Source organism: Pseudomonas sp. A-RE-19 (assembly GCF_019956555.1).
GTDB lineage: Bacteria > Pseudomonadota > Gammaproteobacteria > Pseudomonadales > Pseudomonadaceae > Aquipseudomonas.
In genome coordinates this window covers 55,464-80,194 of the sequence record NZ_JAHBDQ010000025.1, presented here as the reverse complement: position 1 = coordinate 80,194, position 24,731 = coordinate 55,464, and the positions used below count along the sequence as shown (strand labels likewise).

Annotated in this window: 16 protein-coding genes; 9 read left to right on the top strand and 7 right to left on the bottom strand. The window is 61.3% G+C overall.

Annotated elements, in window-relative coordinates:
• The first annotated feature begins 324 nt into the window (after nt 1-324).
• Together mrdA and KGB14_RS17575 are read left to right on the top strand one after the other, a co-directional pair.
• On the top strand, nt 325-2,217 hold the full coding sequence (mrdA, locus tag KGB14_RS17580) for a penicillin-binding protein 2 (RefSeq protein ID WP_223488021.1): 1,893 nt from the start codon (nt 325-327) through the stop codon (nt 2,215-2,217).
• A gap of 215 nt (nt 2,218-2,432) precedes the next feature.
• Nucleotides 2,433-2,687, top strand: coding sequence for a DUF1652 domain-containing protein (locus KGB14_RS17575; protein WP_223488020.1), 255 nt, complete (start codon nt 2,433-2,435; stop codon nt 2,685-2,687).
• A gap of 49 nt (nt 2,688-2,736) precedes the next feature.
• Here KGB14_RS17575 and KGB14_RS17570 read toward each other — a convergent pair whose 3' ends face one another.
• The 3 genes from KGB14_RS17570 to KGB14_RS17560 form a co-directional block, all read right to left on the bottom strand.
• Nucleotides 2,737-3,093: a hypothetical protein gene (locus KGB14_RS17570; protein ID WP_223488019.1), complete on the bottom strand. Its 357-nt coding sequence runs from the start codon at nt 3,091-3,093 to the stop codon at nt 2,737-2,739.
• Between the two features lie 464 nt (nt 3,094-3,557).
• Nucleotides 3,558-3,959: a lysozyme inhibitor LprI family protein gene (locus KGB14_RS17565; protein WP_223488018.1), complete on the bottom strand. Its 402-nt coding sequence runs from the start codon at nt 3,957-3,959 to the stop codon at nt 3,558-3,560.
• Nucleotides 3,960-4,063: 104 nt separating this feature from the next.
• A complete protein-coding gene (locus KGB14_RS17560; RefSeq protein ID WP_223488017.1) occupies nt 4,064-4,462 on the bottom strand; it encodes a GFA family protein in 399 nt (132 codons plus the stop codon).
• A gap of 276 nt (nt 4,463-4,738) precedes the next feature.
• On the opposite strand from KGB14_RS17560, the gene KGB14_RS17555 reads away from it, so the two are divergent.
• The gene (locus KGB14_RS17555; protein ID WP_223488016.1) at nt 4,739-5,224 is read left to right on the top strand and encodes an SRPBCC family protein; all 486 of its coding nucleotides are present in this window, start codon (nt 4,739-4,741) and stop codon (nt 5,222-5,224) included.
• Nucleotides 5,225-5,401: 177 nt separating this feature from the next.
• On the opposite strand, the gene KGB14_RS17550 is transcribed toward KGB14_RS17555, so the two are convergent.
• Nucleotides 5,402-5,575 (bottom strand): hypothetical protein, encoded by a 174-nt coding sequence (locus KGB14_RS17550; protein WP_223488015.1) that lies wholly within the window; start codon nt 5,573-5,575, stop codon nt 5,402-5,404.
• 276 nt (nt 5,576-5,851) lie between these two features.
• Complete coding sequence (gene inhA, locus KGB14_RS17545) at nt 5,852-6,538, bottom strand: isonitrile hydratase (RefSeq protein WP_223488014.1); 687 nt, start codon at nt 6,536-6,538, stop codon at nt 5,852-5,854.
• A gap of 92 nt (nt 6,539-6,630) precedes the next feature.
• On the opposite strand from inhA, the gene KGB14_RS17540 reads away from it, so the two are divergent.
• The gene (locus KGB14_RS17540; protein WP_223488013.1) at nt 6,631-7,623 is read left to right on the top strand and encodes a GlxA family transcriptional regulator; all 993 of its coding nucleotides are present in this window, start codon (nt 6,631-6,633) and stop codon (nt 7,621-7,623) included.
• A 22-nt stretch (nt 7,624-7,645) separates the two neighbouring features.
• Here the strand turns inward: KGB14_RS17540 and KGB14_RS17535 are convergent, their stop codons facing one another.
• Nucleotides 7,646-8,035 (bottom strand): hypothetical protein, encoded by a 390-nt coding sequence (locus KGB14_RS17535; protein WP_223488012.1) that lies wholly within the window; start codon nt 8,033-8,035, stop codon nt 7,646-7,648.
• Between the two features lie 664 nt (nt 8,036-8,699).
• Between KGB14_RS17535 and KGB14_RS17530 the strand changes: the two genes are divergently transcribed.
• The gene (locus KGB14_RS17530; RefSeq protein WP_223488011.1) at nt 8,700-9,074 is read left to right on the top strand and encodes a DUF6124 family protein; all 375 of its coding nucleotides are present in this window, start codon (nt 8,700-8,702) and stop codon (nt 9,072-9,074) included.
• A gap of 191 nt (nt 9,075-9,265) precedes the next feature.
• On the opposite strand, the gene KGB14_RS17525 is transcribed toward KGB14_RS17530, so the two are convergent.
• On the bottom strand, nt 9,266-11,089 hold the full coding sequence (locus KGB14_RS17525; RefSeq protein WP_223488010.1) for a glycoside hydrolase family 15 protein: 1,824 nt from the start codon (nt 11,087-11,089) through the stop codon (nt 9,266-9,268).
• A 333-nt stretch (nt 11,090-11,422) separates the two neighbouring features.
• Here KGB14_RS17525 and KGB14_RS17520 point away from each other — a divergent pair, with 333 nt between their 5' ends.
• From KGB14_RS17520 to KGB14_RS17505, 4 genes are all read left to right on the top strand, one after another.
• Nucleotides 11,423-12,163 carry a thioesterase II family protein gene (locus KGB14_RS17520; RefSeq protein WP_223488009.1) on the top strand — a complete coding sequence of 247 codons (741 nt, stop codon included), beginning with the start codon at nt 11,423-11,425 and terminating at the stop codon, nt 12,161-12,163.
• 41 nt (nt 12,164-12,204) lie between these two features.
• Nucleotides 12,205-13,188 (top strand): TauD/TfdA family dioxygenase, encoded by a 984-nt coding sequence (locus KGB14_RS17515; protein WP_223488008.1) that lies wholly within the window; start codon nt 12,205-12,207, stop codon nt 13,186-13,188.
• A 303-nt stretch (nt 13,189-13,491) separates the two neighbouring features.
• On the top strand, nt 13,492-16,914 hold the full coding sequence (locus KGB14_RS17510) for a non-ribosomal peptide synthetase (RefSeq protein ID WP_223488007.1): 3,423 nt from the start codon (nt 13,492-13,494) through the stop codon (nt 16,912-16,914).
• A complete protein-coding gene (locus tag KGB14_RS17505; protein WP_223488006.1) occupies nt 16,911-24,731 on the top strand; it encodes a non-ribosomal peptide synthetase in 7,821 nt (2,606 codons plus the stop codon). Before KGB14_RS17510 ends, KGB14_RS17505 begins: the two co-directional genes overlap by 4 nt.

The following is a 24,731-nucleotide window of genomic DNA, read 5'->3' as shown; positions in this document are numbered from 1 at the left end:
TCCCGAACTCAGCAGTGAAACGATGCATCGCCGATGGTAGTGTGGGGTTTCCCCATGTGAGAGTAGGTCATCGTCAAGATTAAATTCCGAAACCCCTATCTGCGTATGCAGGTAGGGGTTTTGTTTTTTCCGCAGGAAAGTGCCCAGGCAAATAAAGGGATAGCCCTTGCCGCTATTCCTGCTGATAGCTGCATCGTTTATGAAACTTTGGCAGACGCGCTAAAGTGACCGCACGGTTTTTGGTATGGTGCAGCTCGTTTTTAACGGACTGATTTCAAGCCTACGGATCGGCACCTCCTCTACAGTCAAAGAGCAGCTGCAGAAATGCCCGAACCCATACCCATCAAGGATCACGAAAAAGAGACACGCCTGGTCAATAAAAGGCTGATGGCCTGCGCCTTGTTCGTTGCCGCAATTACCTGCGCACTGGTCGTGCGCCTGTATGTCCTGCAGGTGGTCGAGTACGACTATCACTCGACGATCTCCGAAAATAACCGTGTGCACGTATTGCCAATTACCCCCACCCGCGGGTTGATCTATGACCGCAATGGTGTGGTTCTGGCGGACAACCGGCCAAGCTTCAACCTGACCATTACCCGTGAGCGTGCCGCGGACGTCAAAGAAGAGCTGGATGACGTGGTCAACCTCCTGCATTTGCCGGCTGAAGACCGCACGCTGTTCGACAAGGCGATGAAGCAGGCCCGGCATCCCTTCGTGCCCGTCACCTTGTTCTATGAACTCAGCGAAGAACAGATTGCGGTGTTGGCAGTCAACGAGTTCCGTTTGCCAGGGATCGACGTAGAGCCACAGTTCGTTCGCCACTACCCGATGGGCGAGCACTTTGCGCATTCGATCGGTTACGTCGGCCGTATCAACGAGAAAGAATCCAAAGCCCTGGATACGGTGGAATACCGTGGCACCCAATCCATTGGCAAGACCGGCATCGAGAAATTCTATGAGTCCGAGTTGCACGGCCACGTGGGTTATGAAGAAGTCGAAACCAACGCCCAGGGCCGCGTGCTGCGAGTGCTCAAGCACACTGATCCGGTCCCCGGCAAAAACATCGTGCTTAGCCTTGACGTCAAACTTCAGGAAGCAGCCGAGGAGGCATTGGGCGATCGCCGTGGCTCGGTAGTTGCCCTCGATCCTTCGACCGGCGAGGTGCTGGCCATGGTCAGCAAGCCAAGCTTTGATCCAAATCTGTTTGTGACCGGCATCAGCTTCAAAGAGTATGCGGCGCTACACGATTCCATCGATCGGCCGCTGTTCAATCGTGTGCTGCGTGGCCTCTATGCGCCGGGCTCGACTATCAAGCCGGAAGTAGCGATTGCCGGCCTCGACGCCGGGGTGGTTACCCCGCAGACCCGCGTCTTCGATCCGGGTTATTACCAGCTGCCGGACTTCGATCATAAATACCGTAACTGGAACCACAGTGGTGATGGCTGGGTAGATATGGACGCGGCGATCATGCGCTCCAACGACACCTACTTCTACGATCTGGCCCACAAGCTGGGCATCGACCGTCTGCACGACTACATGGCGATGTTCGGCCTCGGCGAGAAGGTCTCGCTGGACATGTTCGAAGAGTCTCCGGGGTTGATGCCATCCCAGGCCTGGAAACGCGCTACGCGCCGTCAGCCGTGGTTCCCTGGCGAGACAGTGATCCTCGGCATCGGTCAGGGCTACATGCAGGTCACGCCCCTGCAGCTGGCCCAAGCCACCGCGCTGATCGCCAACAAAGGGGTATGGAACCGACCGCACCTGGCCAAAACGGTGGATGGCGTAGCGCCGGTGGACGAGCACCCGATGCCGAACATCCTGCTCAAGGACCCGCGTGACTGGGAACAGGTCAACCACGGCATGCAGATGGTGATGCACGACGCTCGCGGGATTGCCCGAGCGGCAGCGCAGGGCGCTCAATACCGTATCGCCGGAAAGAGTGGTACGGCGCAAGTGGTGGCGATCAAGCAGGGTGAGCGCTACAACCGGGCGAAAACCCTGGAGCGCAACCGCGACAACGCCTTGTTCGTCGGTTTCGCCCCGGCCGAACATCCGAAGATTGTCATCTCGGTGATGATCGAAAACGGCGAGGCCGGTGGTCGTGTCGCCGGTCCTGTGGTGCGGCAAATCATGGACGCCTGGCTGCTCGATCAGGACGGTCACCTGAAACCGCAATACGCAGCGCCGAGCAAAGCGCCGGGCGACCCTCACGTCTAACGATGTTATGTCGGGGCATGGTCTGGCCGTCGGCAGCTTTGATGCAAGGGGGAGGGCCGCAGTCCAGGTTTTGTCGCAAATCGCGACAGCCGATGAGACGACGAGCGACCTGTTACGGTCTTGAGACACCGTCTATTCAGGAATAGAATTTTCAGGCTAAAGGGTGAATGACGGAGCATTTGCCCGGCCACACATCTGGCGTGAGGGAGGTCGCGATGTTCCTTTCAACCCTGGAAATTCAAAACATCATTGAGCACAGTTTTCTGCCCGCCGTGTGCACGTGCAGCATGGAGGCTGATCAGTCCCTGACGATTCGGGTCTGTGATTGCATGACTGGCAAAGTGGATCTGGTGGCCACCCATGTTCCGGTATGGACACTGGACAGCCCCCACGCGATTGCTTCGCTGGTGGCTGATATGCGGCAAGAAATCGAAGCTCACAAAGGCGTTCACCCGACGTTTTTCAGCTGAACCGAGTGTCACGCCACACCACGTCGGTGGTGTGGCGTGCGCTCGCCCGTCATGACGGAATTTTTCGGGAAATCTCCTCGAATGTGTCGCTCTCTACAGCCGCCAGCAATTTTCTGCCATCTTTGAGTGTCGCCAGAAAGGTCACTTCGGTTTCCTTGCCCGCCAACATGAAACCGGCAATCGCGCCGATCGGCCCCAGCAACATGGCACCGGCCACGCCGAAGCCGATGGCATCCTTGATGTTGTTGATCGAATCCTCGTTGGCCACTTCTACGCGCTTGAACGATGAGAGCGGGAGGGTGATGCCGGGCCACGGGTGAAGCGACGTTCTGAGCGTGAAAACGCCGTCTCTGTATTCTCCATCACCCTGCAGAAAGTCCCCCGCCAGGACAGTTATGCTTGCCATTTTTTTACCCTCTGACTGGCAATCGGTGAACAATCATTTCGCGCTTGCACCGCAATGTCGTCAATCGCCGGGCGATGAAGTGTTCCGGGCAGGGCATCCATGCTTGTCTCAGACTGCAACAGCTGTCGCGATATTAGACGCAGGCGATCTCGTTCTGACGCGCTAAAAAGCCGGAATATTCACGTAGCTGATTGATTCATAAGGTGATCGTTAAGCTGTCACGCTCCGTGTATTGCTCATCGCAGACGTTTCTCTTGCCTCCGTCAGCGGATCTCCGCCGACGGCAGATATGGCGATTACGACCGCGCAGATATTTGTTCGGTAACTATGGTGCCTGAGCGGACATCTTCGCGGGCAAGCCTCGCTCCTACACGGGTCGTTGGCGGTACACAAATTGTGTGCCACCAAAAATCCACTGGAGGAGCAAGCTTGCCCGCGAAGAGGCCCTCAAGAACACCGCAGCATCAAACCCCGGGCACCGGACAACTCAAATCCCCTTCCTGACACTTCAAGTAGTTCTTGAACGCCTCGACCCGCGCCTTGGTCAGCTCAGTGGTGCAGTTGCTATGGATCAGCGGATACACACTGCCGCCCTCCACCCCGGACGCCGAGAACTTGCACTCGGCATCGCGAAACGCAATCCATGAGCGCTGCGCGCCGACCAACAGTTTTTTGGCATCGGGGCTGTCCTTCAGCCGTGTGGTGATCTGCTGATAAAGGGCATTCAGCTCCTTGTCGGCCGCCTTGTTCTGCTGCGCCGCGCACTGATTCATCGTCGACTGGTCGGTGGCGTTGTCGCAGTCGATGGCATGCGCAAGGGGGATGAACAGCAGCGGCGTCAGGGCAAGGAGAAAACGTGGGGGCATGGTGGGTTCGCTGTGGGGATGGAAAGTTGGGGTGCAGTGTAGCGGGACGTCGCCAGCCAACAAGTCAGCGGCCTGACGCAGCCCTTGTGGCGTATCTCGGGCAACTATGTCTGCCATTCAGGACATTTCTCAATCGATTCATATTCAAGCCAGGACACGTCGTGGGACGTCCAGATATGAGCTTGAGGTGTCATTTTCGGATCATCGTCGAGCGTCGCCACGCGAACGATGACATGGGGTTGGGCCAGGCGTTCAGCCATCAGATGCGATCCGCAGATCGAACAGAAATGCCGAAGCTTGCCCGGCGACGACTCATGGGTGCTTAGCCGGTCCTGTCCTTTTATCCAGCGAAAATGCTCACGCATGACCCCGGCCGTCGAGGCGAACGCCGCTGCGTGTGCCTTGCGGCAGGTGTGGCAGTGGCAATGACTGATGGGCATGTCGAGGCTATCAAGTTCGTATTCGATGGCTTTGCACAAGCAGCTGCCATGCATGTTATTCATGGGGTTTCCCTGGTTGCGTGTCTGAGATGTCTTCGCGCTGGTGCAATTTCGCAAGCCAGCACGGGGCATGGCCTGAACGCCATAATGGGCTCCGGGTTCCACGTCGCGGCAAACGTTAGCAGTTTCAGCCCGCTGACTCCCCCTTCAAACCAGAACTTATGGCCAAAACCGGGGCCGAATATTTCAGGTACGGGTGATTGGCGCACCCGTTTGATACAACTTTTAGGTTGGTCTTATGGTTGTTAGAGGCCTACTGTTCAGTACAGGAGGTGACTTATGAACCCAGCATCAGATCGCATCGAAAGGAAAATCCTGCTCAAGGTGCCGCGCTCGCAGGTCTGGCGCGTGCTGGCCAATGCCGAAGCTTTCGGGCAATGGTTCGGCGTGGCGCTCGAAGGTAAGCGCTTTGTCGCCGGCGAGTGGACCCAGGGGCAGATTACCTATCCTGGTTATGAGCACTTGTTATGGAATGTACTGGTGGAGCGGGTCGAGCCGGAGCGAGTGTTTTCGTTTCGCTGGCACCCATATGCAGTCGAACCCGATACCGATTACTCCCAGGAACCCACCACGCTGGTGAAATTCGAACTCGAGGATATGGACGAAGGCACGTTGTTGACGGTCGTCGAGTCCGGTTTCGATCACATCCCTCAGTCGCGCCGGCTCAAGGCGTTCCGCATGGACAGCCGGGGCTGGGATGAACAGATGAGCAATATCGAAAAATTTCTGGTAGACACCAAGGACCACGAGCGTCAGGGCAGCTGATGGCAGCAGACCACGAAACTCGTGGCTTCAGCGCATGATAGCTGACTCGTCTAAGGGTTTTCGGAAGGGCGGCTATAGCGAATGTCTTACACGCGGTAGTAGCTATGTCGTCTATTGCAGATTGGATCCCAAGCGTAATCTAGCCTCATCAACTGAAGCACAGGAAGTGCTTCAGGATCACGGATGATCGACCATGGCAAGGACCGCTGCCGACAGGGAGTCGATATGGTCTTGGGAAAAACCCGCTTCGGCGGGTTTTTTTTCGTCTGCAGAAAACTGCAACCTGGTTTCTTGTAGCAGCTGCATGACGGCTGCTGCTAAACGTGCTGGTTTCAGGCGTTGAATGGTCAATGGCTTACACGTAGTCGATGGTATGTCGTCTTTTGATGCTTCACCGATGTGTTTAATCTGGATCCATCAACTGAAGCACAGGAAGTGCTCAGGATCACGGATGATCGACCATAGGCCAGGATGGCTGCCGACAGGATGTCGCAATGGTCTTGAGAAACCCGCTTCGGCGGGTTTTTTTTCGTCTTCAAAAAACTGCAACCCGATGTCCTGCAGCAGCTGCCGAAGTCTGCGTTCGGCAGCTGCTGCAGGGCGCAGGCTGGGGCGCAGCCATTTCTTTTATTGGCGGTCGAGCTTGGCTGCTGCACGTTCGGTGATTTCCGAGCGCAATTTCAACGACGCGGCAGCGCGTTTGCGGGCTTCCTCCAGCACGCTTGCCGGTGCTGTCTCCGGGCTTCCCGAAGCAAACGGCGGTGCCGGAGCGTATTCCAACTGCAATTGCACCAGTTGCGCGGTGTCCTTATCGAACAATTCAGCGGCCAGGGTCAGGGCAAAATCGATCCCCGCGGTGATCCCGCCACCGGTCAGCAGATTGCCGTCGCGCACCACCCGATCCTTCACCGGAATCGCTCCCAAAACCCCGAGCAATTCGTGATACGCCCAATGCGTGGTGGCGCGTTTGCCCTTGAGCAACCCCGCCGCGCCAAGCACCAGCGCGCCGGTGCAGACCGAGGTGACATACCGCGCGTTGGCGGCCTGCGCCTTGATGAAGGCCAGGGTTGCGTCATCCTCCATCAACGGCCCGACGCCGCTGCCGCCGGGAATGCAGATCACATCCAGCGGCGGGCAATCGTCGAAGGTGATGGTCGGTTTCAACACTAGCCCGGTGCTTGCGGTGATCGGGACCAGGTCCTTCCAGATCAGATGCACTTTCACGTCCGGCAGCGAGGCCAGTACGTCATAAGGGCCGGTCAGGTCCAGTTGTTGAAGTTGTGGAAACAACAGAAAACCGATCTGCAACGTCATGGCGTTTTTTCTCCTGGTTTGGGGTGGACGGCTTCACTGTAGGCTCGTAGGATCTGGCGTATACGCCAATAACCCCACGAATTACGCCAAACATGCCGAACAACCCGAAAACCATTCATGTGCTGGCGTTTGCCAACGTGCAACTGCTCGACGTCACCGGGCCGTTGCAGGTATTCGCTTCCGCCAATGACATTGCTCGCCAGCAAGGTTTGCCGCCGCCCTATGCGCCATCGGTGATTGCCAGCGGTGGCGGGGCGGTGATGTCGTCGGCGGGGTTGGCGCTGTTGGCGGAGCCGCTGCCGGATCAGAGCAGTGATACCTTGATTATTGCCGGTGGCTGGGGCGTTTATGCTGCGGCGAAAGACGAGCCACTGGTGGCCTGGGTACGTGAGCATGCGACGGGGTGTCGGCGGGTGGCGTCGGTGTGCACCGGGGCATTTTTGCTGGCGGCCAGCGGTTGGCTCGACGGGCGGCGGGTGGTGACGCACTGGACCCGTTGCGAGCAGTTGGCGCATCAACATCCCAAACTCCAGGTCGAACCCAACCCGATTTTCATCAACGACGGCCCGGTCTGGACCTCGGCCGGCGTCACCGCGGGCATCGACCTGGCCCTGGCGATGGTCGAAGAAGACCTCGGCCGAACCATGGCCCTGGACGTCGCCCGGCAGCTGGTGGTGTTTCTCAAGCGTCCGGGTGGCCAGTCGCAGTTCAGCGTAACCCTGTCCCTGCAAAAGGAAGGCAACCGATTCGACGATCTTCATGCCTGGATCAGCGAAAACCTCACCAAGGACCTCGGCATCCCGACTTTGGCGTTGCAGGCCGGCATGAGCGAGCGCAGCTTCGTCCGTCACTACCGCGCCGACACCGGCCAGACCCCGGCGCGGGCCATTGAACTGATTCGGGTCGAGACCGCGCGACGGCTACTCAGCGACACTGGCGTACCGATCAAACGAGTCGCGGTGCAATGCGGGTTTGGCAGCGAAGAAACCTTGCGCCGCAGTTTTCTGCGGGCCATGGGCGTGACGCCGCAAGCTTATCGCGAGCGGTTTTCCGTCAGTGCTGCAGCAGATTCAGTAATGCCTTGAGGGTCACCTCGGGGCCTTATCCTCAGACTTCCACGTCCGCCACCTGATTGAAATACTTCGACCGGTCCGGCGTAAACGTCACGACCATTTTTGTCCTGGAACAGGTCAGCGCCCGTTCTGCGCTCAAATCAATATCCAGATCTTCCCCGCGCAACCCCTGCCATTGGGCGAGGTATTTGAGGGATCCGTATTTTTCGAGTTTTTTCAGGCTGCGGCTGACGCCACCTTTCCAGCCTAGCACCGGAAGTTCGCCGATGAGGCATTGTCGGGCGAGGTCGGGGAAGCGGGCGGCGCGTTGGCGGCCGATTTCCCAGCATTTGATCAGGCCTTTGTCGTGGCCCTCCCACAATTCAGCCCGGTTCAGGCCTGATCGGAGTGGGGTGTCGATGCTGCGATGGATGCGCTGGGTCATTCTGGTTCCTTGAATTCGGGTTTTGTTGGACAGCTCCGCTGTGCCCGTTGACGTGGATGGTAGGGATGGATGTAAGCGCTGGCAACAAGGTATTTCTGGATGTAGGAATGAGTGAGTGCGTGCTGATCAGGCGCCCTTGTTTAGTCGTTGTAGGTGTTTGGCCTACACGATTCTGTGGTGAGGGGGCTTGCCCCCGATCGGTTGCGCAGCAGCCGTAAAGCCAGAAAATGCGGTGTTTCTGGAGGAATGTGGTTGTAGATTTCAGGGCCGCTGCGCGCCCCAACGGGAGGTCAGTAGTGTCAGATGGAGCGTGTTTAACTTCATCGCGGGTAAGCCTCGGTCCTACAAAAAACGCTGTAAAAGGGGATATTTCCGACAAGTTTTGGCGGTTGTAAGTGAGGAAAGGGAGCCGATAGTCTTTCCGGGTCGCTGCCAATTCAGCGACCGGGTTTGGTCACCCGTGCAATGTCAGGCGTGCGAGCGCCAACGTGAGCATGTCGGCGCTTTTTCTTGTGCTTGTCGGTATGCTTCGCGGTGGGCTGTGCGCGGGGCACTTTCGAGTGCGCCGGGTGCCTGACTTCCCGGTTGACCAACCTGCGTACCGCCCACCACCCATCGTTTGGTCACGACGGTGGTGAGCTTCATGAATGTCAGGAGTTACACGATGATAAAAGACAGTCCCAATCCTCCAGAAACCGACAACGTTTCCCCCTACGAATCCCTCGATTCCAAAAAGCTCCACGACGCTGCCGAACGGGCGCTCGACCACTACCTCAAACCCGCCCCCAAAAAAACCGAAAGCCGTAAGCCAAGCAAGATGTTTATGGTTGCGCCGGATATGGATAACGAAAGTCTGCTGGCCCATGTTTGTGAGTCACTGGCCTCAGCCAGCGTCATGACCAGCGACATTGCCGCATATGTCGACGCCCCGCAGCGGCATACGATCCTGGCGATTCAGCAGGTCATCATGCTGGCCGAGCTGGCGGTGAATCGGGTGCTCGATAACGTCGACGTACCGAAGCCTGCGCCACACAGCTGATCCCCTGTAGGAGCGAGGCTTGCCCGCGAAGACGGTCCGACATTCAACATGTATGTCGACTGACACGCCGCCATCGCGAGCAGGCTCGCTCCCACAGTTGAACCGTGTGCATCCACCACAATTGGTGGTGTGCATCTGTAGGAGCGAGCGGTGCGGCGATCCGACTTGCCCGCGAAGAACGCGACACGGTCTCAAGGCTGCCAGAGGTTTTTCTCCCCGCTCAATTTCCGATCCAGGAAACTCGCCGCGCTGATCAGCGCCAGATGCGTCAGTGCTTGCGGTGTGTTGCCCAGATGTCGGGCATGGCTGTCGAACTCTTCGGCATACAGCCCCAGCGGGTTGGCGTATTTCAGCAATTGCTCGAACTCCAGGTGCGCCTTCTGCACCTGGCCGGCCCGGGCTAAACATTCGACGTACCAGAACGAGCAGGCGGCGAAGGCGCCTTCGGTGCCGGGCAGGCCATCGATCTGGCTGTCGTCATTGCGGTAGCGGTAGACCATGCCCGCGCGCACCAGGGTTTTCTCGATGGCTTCAAGGGTCGCGAGCCAGCGCGGATCCTTGGCGCTGACGAAGCGCACCAGTGGCATCAGCAACATCGAACCGTCGAGGCCAGTGCCGCCGATGTGCTGGACGAAATGCCCGCGCTCTTCATTCCAGAAGTTGCTCCAGATGTCGGTGTAGATCGCTTGACGGGTCTGGTCCCAGCGGGCGAACGGGGCGGGCAGCGAACGTTTGGAGGCCAACCGGATGGCCCGGTCCACGGCCACCCAGCACATCAGTCGCGAGTGCAGGAAATGAAACTGCTCACCGCGCATTTCCCAGATGCCAACATCTTCTTGCTGCCAGGTTTCGCAGACCTGATCGACCACTTCCACGGTGTGTTTCCAGCCTTCATGGGAAATCGCTTCACCATGCTTGTTGACCAGATACACCGCGTCCAACAGCTCGCCGAAGATGTCGAGCTGGATTTGCTCGTAGGCCTGATTGCCGATGCGCACCGGCGTCGCGCCACCATGGCCGGACAAGTGTGAAAGTTCGACTTCCGGCAGTTCCTGACGGCCATCGATGGCGTAGAGAATGTTGAGTTTCATGGTCTTGCCGTGACAATCGCTGACCCGGCCGCGCAACCAGCGCGTGTAGGCGTTGGCTTCCTCGACGAAGCCCAGACGCATGAAGGCATAGACGGTGAACGAGGCGTCGCGGATCCAGGTGTAGCGGTAGTCCCAGTTGCGTTCGCCACCGGGCACTTCCGGCAGACCGAAGGTGGCGGCGGCGAGGATGGCGCCGTGTTTGCGCGAGGTCAGCAGCTTCAAGGCCAGGGCCGAGCGATTGACCATTTCCCGCCAGCGACCGCGATAATTGGACTGGCCGATCCAGTCGCGCCAGAACTTCAAGGTGCGCTCCAGAGACAACGCGGCGGCGCCTTCCTTGAAGCGCGGATCGTCAACGCCGCCGAGCAGGAACTCGGCGCTCTGGTCCTGTTCGAGGGTGAATTCGGCAACCGCTGCATGGCCCTCGACACGCAGGGACTGATCAGAACACAGCTGCATGGGCGGCTGACCGGGCGCCTCGAAGTAAACACTTCGCTCGCGTACCCGGGCCTTGGTTTGCGCTCGGGCGTAGTCATGACGAACAGCGCAGTGCATGCGGATCGTCGCTTTTCCGCTGACCACCCGCACCCGGCGCATCAACATCGGCACATCATCTTCGCTGTCGCCGATGGGCAGCAGGTCGGTGACTTCGACCACCGCGTGATCGCTGAGCCAGCGGGTTTGCAGGACGTTGGTGTCGGGCAGGTAAATCTGCTCGCGGCGGGCGTCGGGCAGGTCCGGGGCCAGTTGGAAGATTCCGGCTTCGGGGCTGTCCAGCAGCGAGCAGAAGATCGACGGACTGTCGAATTCCGGCCAGCAGAAAAAGTCCACGCTGCCCTTGTCGTTGATCAGTGCTGCGCTACGCATGTCGCCAATGATGCCGTGGGCGTCGATGGCGCTTTGTCGTTCGGGATGATCAGCCATTGTTGCAGAGCTCCGGGAACCGAGGGTCTAACCAGCTGACCGGTTTGAGCCGCAGAGAGTTCATTTACCGACGAACCTGAGCGTCGGCAAGGGCGCCGTGGTGTTGGGTTCGGCGATGCAGAGCTATCGCCACCTTAAGTAATAGCTGACTGACGTTTACCTGTGGGAGCGAGCCTGCTCGCGATGGCCACTTAAGACTCAGCAAATGTGTTGGCGGTAGGGACGTCATCGCGAGCAGGCTCGCTCCCACAGGTAGCTCTCATCCATCCAAAGACTAATTATCACCACACCTCATCCGTTCTCCTGAACAGATAACCCATTGAGGTAAGTGCGGTGACAAAGCTGACACTGCTGTGCCTGCCCTATTCGGGCGCCAGCGCCATGGTCTATAGCCGCTGGCGGCGCCAGTTGCCGCCGTGGCTGCAGTTGCAACCGGTGGAGTTGCCGGGGCGGGGCGCCCGTTACGACGAACCCTTGCAGACCGACATGCGCGCCCTGGCCCTGCAATTGGCCAGGGAACACAAGCCGTCCTTGCACGGTCCTTACGCCCTGTTCGGTCATAGCCTGGGGGCCTTGCTGGCCTGCGAGATGGCCCACGCCTTTCGTGCCCTCGGTGCTGCGGAGCCGGTGGCGCTGTTTGCTTCAGGCACGGCCGCCCCGACTCTGCGCAGCGACTATGACCGTGGCTTCGCCGAGCCCCAGAGTGACGAACAGTTGATCGAGCAGCTGCGCAACTTCCAGGGCACCCGCGAGGACGTGTTGGCCAATCAGGAGTTGATGAGCCTGACGCTGCCGATCCTGCGCGCCGATTTCATGCTCTGCGGGCGCTTCCGCCCGATGCAGCGCCCGCTGCTCAAGTGCCCCGTGCACGTGCTCGGCGGCAAGGAAGACAAGGCCACCACCGAGCAATTGATCGGCTGGAGCCAGGAAACCCTGGGCAGTTTCTCGGTGGACATGATGACCGGCGGGCATTTTTTCATTCATGAGCATGAAGCCAAGGTGATCCGGATTATCAAGACTCATCTGGAAGTCCATCACCGCCGTCATGTACAGCTGGCCACGCCGGTTTTTTAGCGCGCGCGGTTCACTTTATCGGTGTTAACAGGAGGCCCGTCATGGGTGTTGCTGTGGGTTTTGCCGTTCGGCCGTTGTTGCCGGCGCGGGGTCGCTTGCCGCTGTTGGTGGAGGCGACCGAGCCGAATACCTGCCTGTTGGCGGTGTTCGATGAGTTGAATGAACTGGTGGATGAGCATTTGCTGCGTGACGGCGGCATTCTGTTTCGCGGGTTCCAGCTGGACGGCGCCGAGCAATTCCGCCAATTCGCCGCTGGCTTCGGCCATCCGCTGCTCAATTACGAGTTCGGCTCGACGCCGCGCACCAATGTCACTCAGGGGGTCTACACCTCCACCGAATACCCGGCGCATCAGAGCATTCCGTTGCACAACGAACAGGCCTACTCCCGGGACTGGCCGATGAAAATCTGGTTCTACAGCATGATTGCCGCCACCTCGGGCGGCGAAACGCCGATTGCCGACAGCCGGGAAGTCTATCGCCGCATGCCTGTCGCGATCCGCGAGCGCTTCATCAGCAAGGGCCTGATGTACGTGCGCAATTTCGGGAACGGGCTGGACGTGGCCTGGGAGCAAGTGTTCAACACCGAAGACCGCGAGGTGGCCGAGGCCTACTGCAAGGCTCACGGCATCATTTGTGAGTGGAAGGAGGATGGAGAGTTACGCACCCGCCAGACCTGTCAGGCGGTGGCGCGTCATCCGGTGACGGGCGACATGGTCTGGTTCAATCAGGCTCACCTGTTCCACATTTCCAACCTTCAGCCGGAGGTGCGCGAAACCCTGCTGGACATCGTCGACGAGGAAGACCTGCCGCGTAACGTCTACTACGGCGACGGCTCGCCCATCGAGGATGAAGTGCTCAATGAAATTCGTGCCGTGCTCGATGACTGCGCCATCAGCTTTCCCTGGCAGGAGGGCGATGTGCTGATGCTCGACAACATGCTCTCGGCCCACGCCCGCGCGCCCTTTGAAGGCAAGCGCAAGGTAATCGTCGCGATGGCCGAAGGGCATTCACAGGATGCGCGTTGATCTGATTTGTCCCTGACGCGGCTGTCACCCGAAGCCGGTCCTGCACCGGCTTCGGCGTTTCAAGCGTAATCCATGTGGGAGCGAGCCTGCTCGCGATCGCGACGGATCAGTCAACATTGATGCTGAATGTACCACCGTCATCGCGAGCAGGCTCGCTCCCACATTAGTTGCGCACCTTAACTGACTGGCATTAACCGTTGGGCCCACGTTTGTCGCTGCCGCTAAATCATCGCATCAGCCATTCGTTCTTGTTGATACGACCGGGCCTCCTGGTCACGCCGCCGATCAGCAAGGACCCCATGCATGAATGCCGCAGACGCACAGAAACTCGCCCGCCGCTTTATCGAACTGCCGCAGGACAAGCGCCGCTTGTTTCTGGCTGGCATGGCCCGCGAAGGCATCGATTTTGCTCAGCTTCCCATGACCTCCTGCGTCGGGGTCGACGAGCGTGACGGCCTGTCCTGCGCCCAGCAGCGGATGTGGTTTCTCTGGCAGCTGGATCCGCAGAGCGCGGCCTACAACCTGCCGATGGCGGTGCGCCTGAACGGTGCGCTGCAAGCCGAAGCGCTTGAGCGCGCGTTCAGCCTGTTGGTGGCGCGCCATGAGTGCTTGCGCACCACCTTCGGCCAAGAAGGCGAGCGTGCGTTCCAGCGGGTGGCCGAACCCCGTGACCTGACCCTGGCGATCATCGACCTGAGTGCCTTGCCTGAAGACCGGCGCTGGCCGCAGGCGCAACAGCACATGATGGCTGAAGCCACTCAGGCGTTCGACTTGCAACAGGGCCCGCTGCTGAGCCTTCGCCTGTTGCGCCTGGCCGAACAGGAACACGTGCTGTTGCTGACGCTGCACCACATCATTGCCGATGGCTGGTCGATGAACATTCTGATCGACGAGTTCATGCGCACCTACGACGGGTTGGTGGCGGGGCGGCAACCGACCTTGCCGGAATTGACCGTGCAGTACCGCGACTACGCCCTGTGGCAGCGCAGCTGGCTGGAAGCCGGGGAGCGCGAGCGCCAGCTCGATTACTGGCGCACGCAGTTGGGCGAAACGCAGTTGGGTGAAGAGCCTCCGATCCTCGAATTGCCCACCGACCGTGCCTATCCGGCCCAGTCCAGCCACCAGGGCGCGCGCCTGGAAAAAGTCATCGACGGGGCCCTGCGCCAAGCGCTGAAAACCCTCGCCCAGCGCCAGGGTGTGACGCTGTTCGTGGTGCTGCTGGCCGCCTTCAAGACCTTGCTGCATCGCTACAGCGGCCAGACCGACATCCGCGTCGGCGGCTTGATCGCCAACCGCACCCGCAGTGAAACCGAAGGCCTGATCGGCTTCTTCGTCAACACCCAGGTCCTGCGCAGCGAGGTCACCCCGCAGACCCGTTTCAGCGACCTGCTGCAGAGCCTGCGTCAGGCGGCGCTTGGCGCCCAGGCCCATCAGGAGCTGCCGTTCGACGCGTTGATCGAAGCCCTGCAACCGGCCCGCAGCCAAAGTCACAACCCACTGTTTCAGGTGATGTTCAACCACCAGCCACTGGTGACCGATCTGCAGGACGTGCGCCTCGATTGCGGTTTGCAGGTCGGCTATCTGAGTGAGCAGCAACTGGCCGGCAGCGGGCGTCAGCATGCGGCCACCAGCGACCTGATGCTCGACACCCGGGAGGAGGGCGAGCAACTGTTCGCGGCGTTCACCTACGCCACCGACCTGTTCGACGCACCGACCATCGCCGTGTTGGCCGAGCATTGGCACAACGTGCTGGTGTCGGTCTGCCGTGATCCGCAACAACCGCTGGGCGAGGTGGCGATGCTCGGTACGGATGAGCGCGAGCGCTTGATTCAACCCGTCGCCATCCCGGTGTCGCTGCCCGGCATGCCGCAGTTGTTTGAGGCCCAAGCGGCGCGTACTCCCGACACCATTGCAGTGATTCTGGCGGGCGATCAGTCACCCTCACTCAGCTATGCCGAACTGAATGTTCGCAGCAATCGTCTGGCCCATCAGTTACGCGCCAAAGGTGTCGGCCCCGATGTGCTGGTCGGTGTGGCGTTGGGGCGCTCGCTGGAACTGGCCGTGGCATTGCTGGCCGTGCTCAAGGCCGGCGGCGCCTATGTGCCGCTGGACCCGCACACACCGGCCGAACGCCTGCGCCATGTGCTGGATGACAGCGGGCTGAAACTGTTGCTGACCGAAAGCTTCCTGCTGAACAGCCTGCCGGCGCTCGATGGCATCGACTGTCTGTGTCTGGATCGACTGCCGGACAGCGACGCTGCGAATCAAGACAACCTGCAAGTGACGGTAGATCCGCAGAACCTCGCCTACGTGATTTACACCTCCGGTTCCACCGGCCGGCCGAAGGGCGTGGCCGTCAGCCACGGCGCGTTGAGTGAATTCATCGCGCGGGCGATCGACTACAGCGATTTGCGTGAAGGCGATCGCGTACTGCAATTCGCCACCAGCAGTTTTGACGGTTTCGTCGAGCAATTCTTCCCGCCGCTGTGCCATGGCGCCTGTGTCGTTCTGCGCGATGCGGGCCTGTGGGACAGTGCGACCCTGCATCAGGTGATCGTCGAGCAGGGCATTACCCTGGCGGATTTGCCGGCCGCTTACTGGTACTCGGTGGTGCAGGATTACGCGGCCAACCCGCCTGCGCACTTCGGCGCCTTGCGCCAGATTCATGTGGGCGGCGAGGCGATGGCGGTGGACGGGCTGCGCCTGTGGCAACGCGCCGGGCTGGGCCATGTGCGTTTGCTCAACACCTACGGCCCGACCGAGGCGACGGTGGTTTCGACCATTCATGATTGCAGCGCGTTGATCGCCGAGGCGGTGTCGTGGCGCGGCATACCGATCGGTCATGGCCTGGAGCAACGCCGGCTGTACGTGCTCGACGATGATTTGAACCTGCTGCCCCAAGGGGCTGTGGGCGAGTTGTACATCGGCGGCCCGGGCCTGGCCCGTGGTTATCACCAGCAACCGACGCTCAGCGCCCAGCGGTTTGTTGCCGATCCGTTCGCGGTCGGCGAGCGCCTGTACCGCACCGGCGACCGTGCCCGACTGCGGGACGACGGCGCGCTGGAGTACATCGGTCGCGTCGATCACCAAGTGAAAATTCGCGGGTTCCGCATTGAGTTGGGGGAAATCGAATCACGGTTGCAGCAATGCCCGGGGATTCGTGAGGCAGTGGTGCTGGCCTTGCCTCTAGTCGGCGGACCACAACTGGTGGCGTATCTGGTGGTCGATCAGAGCGTGCTCGGCAGCGCGGCGGAGCAGGTGATTTTGCGTCAGCAAATCAGAAGCGATCTGCAAAAGAACCTGCCGGACTACATGGTGCCCGGCCACTTGCTGCTGTTGCCGCGCCTGCCCCTGACCCCCAGCGGCAAACTCGACCGCAAGGCCCTGCCGATCCCCGATCCGAGCCAATTGCAGAGCAGTTATCGCGCTCCGCAAACCGACACCGAACAGGCGCTGGCGCAGATATGGATAGAAGTGCTGCAAGTGCCACGGGTCGGTGTCGATGACCATTTCTTCGAGTTGGGCGGGCATTCGTTGCTGGCCGCGCAAGTGATCGCGCGGATCAAAAGCCAATTGGGCGTGGTGCTGCCGCTGCGCAGTCTGTTCGAGACCCCGCTGCTGGGGGATCTGGCGCTGGAGCTGGCCGCGCTGGCAGACGGTGCAAGTGATAACGACTGGTCCGATATGGATCAGTTCATGAGTTCTTTGGAGGGAGTAGAAGTATGAGCGGCAATATGGCGGAGCGTATCGCTAAAAGGTTCGTCGGTTTGCCGCTGGAGCAACGTCGACGGTTTCTCGCCAAACTGCGCGAGGAGGGCAAGGACTTCAGCCTGCTGCCGCTGCCGGTCAGTCGTCACGACTGCGCGGTGATCCCGCTCTCGTTTGCCCAGCAGCGCTTGCTGTTTCTCTGGCAGCTCGACCCGCAGAGCGCGGCGTACAACATGGCCGCCGGCCTGCGCTTGTACGGGCAGTTGAATGAGGCGGCGCTGTTGCGTTCCTTCGATCATCTGGTGGCGCGCCATGAAGTGCTGCGCACGGTGTTCCAGACCGACAACGACCCGCCGAGCCAGGTCATCCTCGACCAGCAGCGCGTGCCACTGCAACGCGTCGATCTGTCGAATGTTGCCGTGCAAGAGCGTGAAGTCGAGCTGGCGCGGCGGGTTCAGGAGGCGGCCGCGCAACCGTTCGATTTGCTCCACGGGCCATTGCTGCGGGCCAGCTTGTTCTGTCTGGCGGACGATGAATATGTGCTGATCGTGAGCATGCACCACATCGTCTCCGATGGCTGGTCGATGGACGTCATGGTCAAGGAATTCGTGCAGTGCTATCAGGCCTTCAGCCTGGCGCGCGAACCGCAGTTGCCGGCGTTGCCGTTGCAGTACGCCGACTACGCGATCTGGCAGCGCCGCTGGCTGGAGGCCGGCGAGGGCGAGCGGCAACTCGATTACTGGCGCCAGCAGTTGGGTGAAGAGCATCCGCTGTTGGACGTGGCGGCGGACTTCCCCCGGCCGCTGACCCAGAGTTTCGAGGGCCAGACCCTGAGCTTTGATTTCGGTGCGGGCCTGTCCCGGCAGTTGAACGGGTTTGCCCGGGCTCAGGGCATCAGCTTGTTCATGCTGGTGCTGGCCGGGTTTTCGCTGTTCCTCTCGCGTCTTGGCGGCCAGCGCGATATTCGCGTCGGCGTGCCCAACGCCAACCGTGGGCGCTCCGAGGTCGAAGGGCTGATCGGTTTCTTCGTCAACACTCAAGTGTTGCGTTGCCAGGTCGATGAGCGCGGCAGCTTCGACGATTTGCTGGCCCGGGTCCGGGACGCCTCGTTTGGAGCCCAGGCCCATCAGGAGCTGCCCTTCGAGCAATTGGTGGATGAACTGGTGCCCGAGCGAACCCTGGGGCATAACCCGTTGTTCCAGGCCAAGTTCAACCAAAACGTCGGCATGCAGACCCAGCGTTCGATGAGCCTGCCGGGTCTGAGCGTTACCGAATATCCGCTGGACAAACAGGGCACGCATTTTGATCTGGCGCTGGACATCACCGATGACGGCACGCTGATCCACGGGCAAATGACCTACGCCAGCGACCTGTACCAGCGCTCGACCATCGAGGGGTTCATTCCGACGCTGCTCGGCCTGTTCCGCGAATTGCTCAGCGCCCCGCAGGCGCCGCTGCACAGTCTTGCCACCACGCCGGTACCATCGGCGCTGACGCCACGGCAGCCGGCGGAGTCGGTATTGCAGCAATGGGATCGTCAGGTGGCCGCACAGCCTGAAGCGCTGGCCGCACGCTGCCTTGAGCGGACGTTGAGTTTTCAGACGCTGGATCAGGACGCCAATCGCCTGGCCCACTACCTGCGAGCGCAAGGCGTGCAGAGCGGGCAGCCAGTGGCGGTGCTGATGGAGCGCTCACTGGAATGGCTGACCTGTGTGTTAGGGGTGATCAAGGCCGGGGCGGTGTACATGCCGCTGGACGTCAAGGCGCCGGCCGCGCGCTTGCGGCAGATGCTCGCAGGCGCGCAGGCGACGGTCCTGATGTGTGCCGCAGGCGACTCGCGGGAAAGCACTCTGGTGGTCGCCGGTTGCCAAGGGCTGGCCTTCGCGCCCGAACGCTGGCAGGACCAGCCGACGACGCAGCCTTCGCTGACCGTGTCGGCGGATGCACCGGCCTATGTGATTCACACCTCCGGTTCCACCGGCCAACCCAAAGGCGTGCTGGTGAGCCACGGCGCCCTGGCCAGTTATGTGCGCGGTGCGCTGGAACGTCTGGCGCTGGAGCCGGCGGCAAGCATGGCGCTGGTCTCGACCATTGCCGCGGACCTGGGGTTTACCGTGCTGTTCGGCGCCTTGTGCTCCGGCCGCTTGCTGCATGTATTGCCGGAGGAATTGGGCTTCGACCCGGACCGGTTTGCCGATTACATGGCCGGGCACCAAGTGGGCGTGTTGAAGATCGTGCCGGGGCATTTGTCGGCGCTGATGCAGGCATCCCGGGCCGCCGATGTGTTGCCGCAACATGCACTGATCGTGGGTGGCGAGGCCTGCTCGCCGGCATTGCTCGAACAGGTGCGGCGACTCAAGCCGGGCTGCCGGTTTATCAACCACTATGGCCCGAGCGAAACCACGGTCGGCGTGTTGACCCATGAGCTCAAGGATCTCGACGGTGCTCGCGGCGTGCCGGTCGGTCGTCCGCTGCCGGGCGCGCATGTCTACGTGCTGGACGATGTGCTCAACGGGGTCGCCGATCAGGTGGCGGGCGAGCTGTACATCGGCGGTGACAGTGTGGCGCTGGGTTACCTCGGGCAGCCGGGGCTGACCGCCGAACGTTTCCTGCCGGATCCGTTTGGCGCCGTCGGCGCGCGGGTGTACCGCAGCGGTGACCGGGTGCGCCGCAACCGTCAGGGAGCGCTGGAATTCATCGGGCGTGCCGACGACCAGGTCAAGGTGCGCGGCTATCGAGTGGAACCGGCGGAAGTCGCCCGGGTACTGCTGGGCCTGAACGGCGTGAGCGAGGCCGCTGTGTTGGCCTTGCCGCTGGACGGCGATGAAACGCGCCTGCAACTGGTGGCGTACTGCGTGGCCGCACCTGACCTGCCATTGAATGTCGACGCCTTGCGTCAGCAGTTGCAGGCCTGCCTGCCGGAGTACATGGTACCGGCGCAGATCGTGGTTCTGGAGCGCTTGCCGCTGACTGCCAACGGCAAACTGGACATGCGTGCCTTGCCGGTGCCGGGGCTGGTGACGCAGCAATTTGTCGCCCCGGTGGGCGAGCTCGAACAGAAGCTTGCCGCCATCTGGGCCGATGTCCTGAAGCTTGAACAAGTGGGCAGCACCGACAACTTCTTCGAGCTGGGCGGCGATTCGATCCTCAGCTTGCAAATCATCGCCCGGGCCAAACGCCAGGGCATCAAGCTGAGCCCCAAGCAACTGTTCGAGAAGCAGACCATCGGCCAGTTGGCGGCGGTGGCCAAATTGATCGAGAGCAAACCGGCGGCCAGCGTCGCGCAAAAAATCGGCGGCGAGCTGCCGTTGTTGCCGATCCAGGCGCGCTTCTTCCAGACGGACATCCCCCAGCGTCATCACTGGAATCAGTCGGTGATGCTGCAGCCGCAATCCCCTCTGGACGCGGCCCATCTAAGCAACACATTGGCCGCCCTGATCGAGCAGCACGATGCGCTGAACCTGAGTTTCCAGGCATCGGGCGAACACTGGCAGGCGACATTCCAGACGCAGCGCCACACAGACCTGTTGTGGGTGCGGGCATTGGACGACCTTGCCGATTTACCCGCGCTGGTCACCGAGGCCCAGCGCAGTCTCGATCTGCAACAGGGCCGGCTGGTGCGGGCGGTGCTGGTGAACCTGCCTGACGCTACACAACGTTTGCTGCTGGTGATCCATCACTTGGTGGTGGATGGCGTGTCCTGGCGGGTGCTGCTGGAAGATTTGCAGCAAGCCTATACCGCGTTGGCGGCAGGCAAGGCGATTGTCCTGCCGGGCAAAAGCAGTTCGCTCCAGGCCTGGGCGCAACACCTGCACCGTTACGGGCAAAGCGATATTTTGAAGGCCGAACGCGATTATTGGCAGCGCACGCTGGAGGTCGGTAACAACGACTTGCCGAGGGATTTTCCCGAGACCGTCCAGACCCGCCGTCAGGCCGCTCGGGCCACTTCACGCCTGAACAAATCGCTGACCCACGCGCTGCTCAAAGTGGCACCGGCCGCCTATCGCACCCAGATCAACGACTTGCTGCTGACCGCCCTGGCGCGGGTGCTGTGTGACTGGAGCGAGCAGGAGTCGGTGCTGATCCAGCTCGAAGGTCATGGTCGCGAAGACCTGTTCGACGACCTGGATTTGAGTCGCACCGTGGGTTGGTTCAGCAGCCTGTTTCCGGTGCGTCTGACCCCACAGGCAGAGTCGGGCATGTCGCTGTGCGCGATCAAGGAACAACTGCGAGCCGTGCCGGGCAAAGGCATCGGCTACGGCGTGCTGCGCTACCTCGCCGGCTTCGAACCGCTGCGTGAATTGCCGCCGCCGCGCATCACGTTCAACTACCTCGGGCAGTTCGACGGTGCGTTCAGTGCAACTGACGGCGCGCTGTTCGTGCCGACCGCCGACAGCACCGGTGAGCAGCAGAATGAAGAGGCGCCCTTGGGCAACTGGCTGAGCGTCGACGGCCAGGTCTATGGCGGTGAGCTGGAATTGAGCTGGACGTTCGGCCAGGGCATGTACCGCCCGCAAACCATTCAGGCACTGGCCGATGCTTATTGCCATGAACTGGAACGACTGATCGAACATTGCACTGTCGGTGAGCATGCCGGGGTCACGCCGTCGGACTTCAATCTGGTGCGCCTGACGCAAGCGCAACTGTCGGCGCTGCCGGTGCCGGCACGGGAGATCAGCGACCTCTATCCGTTGTCGCCGATGCAGCAGGGCATCCTGTTCCATAGCCTCAACGAGCCGGACGGCCCGGCCTACACCAACCAGTTGCGCGTCGATGTGCGGCAGCTGGACGCCGAGCGTTTCCGTCAGGCCTGGCAGCAGACGCTGGAGGCCCATGAGATTCTGCGCACAGTATTCGTCTGGCCCGAGGACGCCGACGCGGCGGTGCAGATTGTCAGGCAGATGGTGCAGATGCCCATGACCGTGCAGGACTGGCGCGGTCGTGATGACCTTTACGCAGCGCTCGATCAGTTGGCCCGGGAGGATCTGGCCGCCGGTTTCGAACTCGACCAGGCCCCGCTGTTGCGAGTCTTGCTGGTGCAAACCGGTGAGGCGCAGCATCACTTGATCTACACCAGTCATCACATCTTGATGGATGGCTGGAGCACCTCGCAGTTGTTCGGCGAGGTGTTGCAACGCTATGCCGGCATGACACCGGCGGCGACCCCGGGGCGCTATCGCGATTACATCGAGTGGCTGGGCCAGCGCGATGTTCAGGCCAGTCGCGGGTTCTGGACGTCGGCGCTGGTTGACCTTCAGGAGCCGACCCGCCTGGCCAGCGCGCTGCCGGTCAGCCAGACGCCGGCCAGCGGTTATGCCGATTACCAACATGTGTTCAGCGAACAACAAACTGGTGATTTGAACCGCTTCGCCCGCGAACAGAAGGTCACCCTCAATACCCTGATGCAAGCCGCGTGGCTGGTGCTGTTGCAGCGCTATGCCGGCCAGGACACCGTAGCTTTCGGCGCGACTGTGGCCGGTCGGCCGACGGACTTGCCCGGCGTCGAGCAGCAGATCGGCCTGTTCATCAATACCTTGCCGGTGGTGGCTTCGCCGTCCGCCGAGATCCCGGTCGGCCAGTGGATTCAGCAGGTGCAGAGCCTCAACCTGGCCCTGCGCGAACACGAGCACACGCCGCTCTACGATATCCAGCGCTGGGCGGGGCAGGGCGCGGGCGCGCTGTTCGACAGTATTCTGGTGTTCGAGAACTACCCGATGGCCGAAGCGCTGGCCCAAGGCACTGCCACCGGGCTGGAGTTTTCCACCATCCAGCGTCAGGAGCAGACCCATTATCCGCTGACACTGGTGGCGGTCACCGGTCGTGAGTTGACCCTGGGCTTGAGCTTCGATCAGGCCTGCTTCGATCACGCCACCATCGCCGACCTGAGCACCCAGCTCGAAGGCCTGATGATGCAATTCATGACGGATGCTTCGCAGCCTCTGGGCGCGTTGCAACTGCTGGACGGCGCACTGGGTCAAGCGGCTGTCGACTGGGGCAAGGCTGCGATCACGACGCTGGATGCGCGCAGCGTGGTCGAGCGCATCGACGCGCAGGTACAACGCCAACCGCAGGCTGCGGCGGTGTTGTTTGCCGAACAGACCCTCGATTACCGCACCCTCGACGCTCGGGCCAATCGACTGGCGCACAAGCTGCAAACGCTGGGCGTCGGGCCGGAAGTGCGGGTCGGCGTGTGCATGCGCCGCACGCCGGACATGCTGGTCGGGCTGCTGGCGATCCTCAAGGCCGGTGGTGCCTACGTGCCGCTGGACCCGGAGTATCCGCAAGCGCGCTTGCTGCACATGCTCGAGGACAGTTGCGCAGCGGTGCTGCTGACCGAAGCCGCGTTGCAGACAATGTTGCCCGAGGCGTTGCCGTCTCAAGTGTTGTTGGTCGAAGAGGGCGCCGAATGGCTCGCCGGGTATCCGTCCACGGCGCCTGTCAGCCGGATCGTTGCGCAGAATCTGGCCTACGTGATTTACACCTCCGGCTCCACCGGCAAGCCCAAAGGCGTGGCGATTACCCATGCCAACCTCGCGGCGCTGACCCAGTGGTCGCAGGGTGTTTACCGCGATGAGCAGATGCGTGGCGTGCTGGCCTCGACCTCGATCTGCTTCGACCTGTCGGTGTGGGAGATTTTCGTCACGCTGGCCAGTGGCGGTTGCCTGGTGCTGGCGGACAACGCCCTGGCGCTGTCCGAGTTGCCGGCCCGTGAGCGAGTGACGCTGATCAATACCGTGCCGTCGGCGATTGCCGCGCTGCAACGGGCCGGGCAGATTCCGGCGTCGGTCACCACCCTCAATCTGGCCGGCGAGCCGCTCAAGCAGACGCTGGTCGATACGCTGTACGCCAGCACGTCGGTCAAGCAGGTTTATGACCTGTACGGGCCGTCGGAAGACACCACCTATTCGACCTTCACCCTGCGCACCGCCAACGGCCGGGCGAACATCGGGCGGCCACTGGACAACACCGTGGCCTACCTGCTCGACAGCCAGTTGCAGGTGTTGCCGGCAGGGCTGGCGGCCGAGTTGTACCTGGCCGGTGCCGGGGTGACCCGTGGCTACCTGCTGCGTCCCGGCCTGACCGCCGAACGCTTCGTGCCGGACCCGTTCGCGGCCCATGGTGAGCGGCTGTATCGCACCGGCGATCTGGTGCGCCAAGGGCCTGGCGACACGATTGAGTACATCGGTCGTGCCGACCATCAGGTGAAGATTCGCGGCTTTCGCATCGAGCTGAGCGAGATCGAAGCCCGATTGCTGGAGCAGCCCGACGTGCACGAAGCCGTGGTGCTGGCGCAGGAGGGCGCGGCGGGCAAGCATCTGCATGCCTATGTGGTGGCGAGCGACCGTCAACTGCTGGCGGAAAACCTGCGGGCGGCCCTGGCCAGTCGTTTGCCGGCGCACATGGTGCCGGGCCATCTGCATGTGATCGACGCACTGCCGCAGACCCCCAATGGCAAGCTCGACCGCAAGGCCCTGATGGCGCTGGGCGGCAATCCGACGCTGCAGCGTTACGACGCGCCGCGCACCGATCTGCAATGGGCAGTGGCGACCGTCTGGCAGGAGGTGCTGGAAGTCGAGCGCGTGGGCCTGACGGACAACTTCTTCCAGTTGGGCGGGCATTCGCTGCTGGCGACGCTAGTGGTGACCCGAATCAAGGAACGCCTGGGTGACAAGGTGCCGCTCAAGGCGCTGTTCGAAGCCGACACCCTGCAAGCGTTCTGCACCCGTATCGAAGCATTGCGCGTTGATTTATCGCCGGTTCAGGACGAATTGGCTAAATCCCTGGAGGCCCTCAAACGTCTATCCCTCGATGATCTGGAAAAACTGATTTCTTGA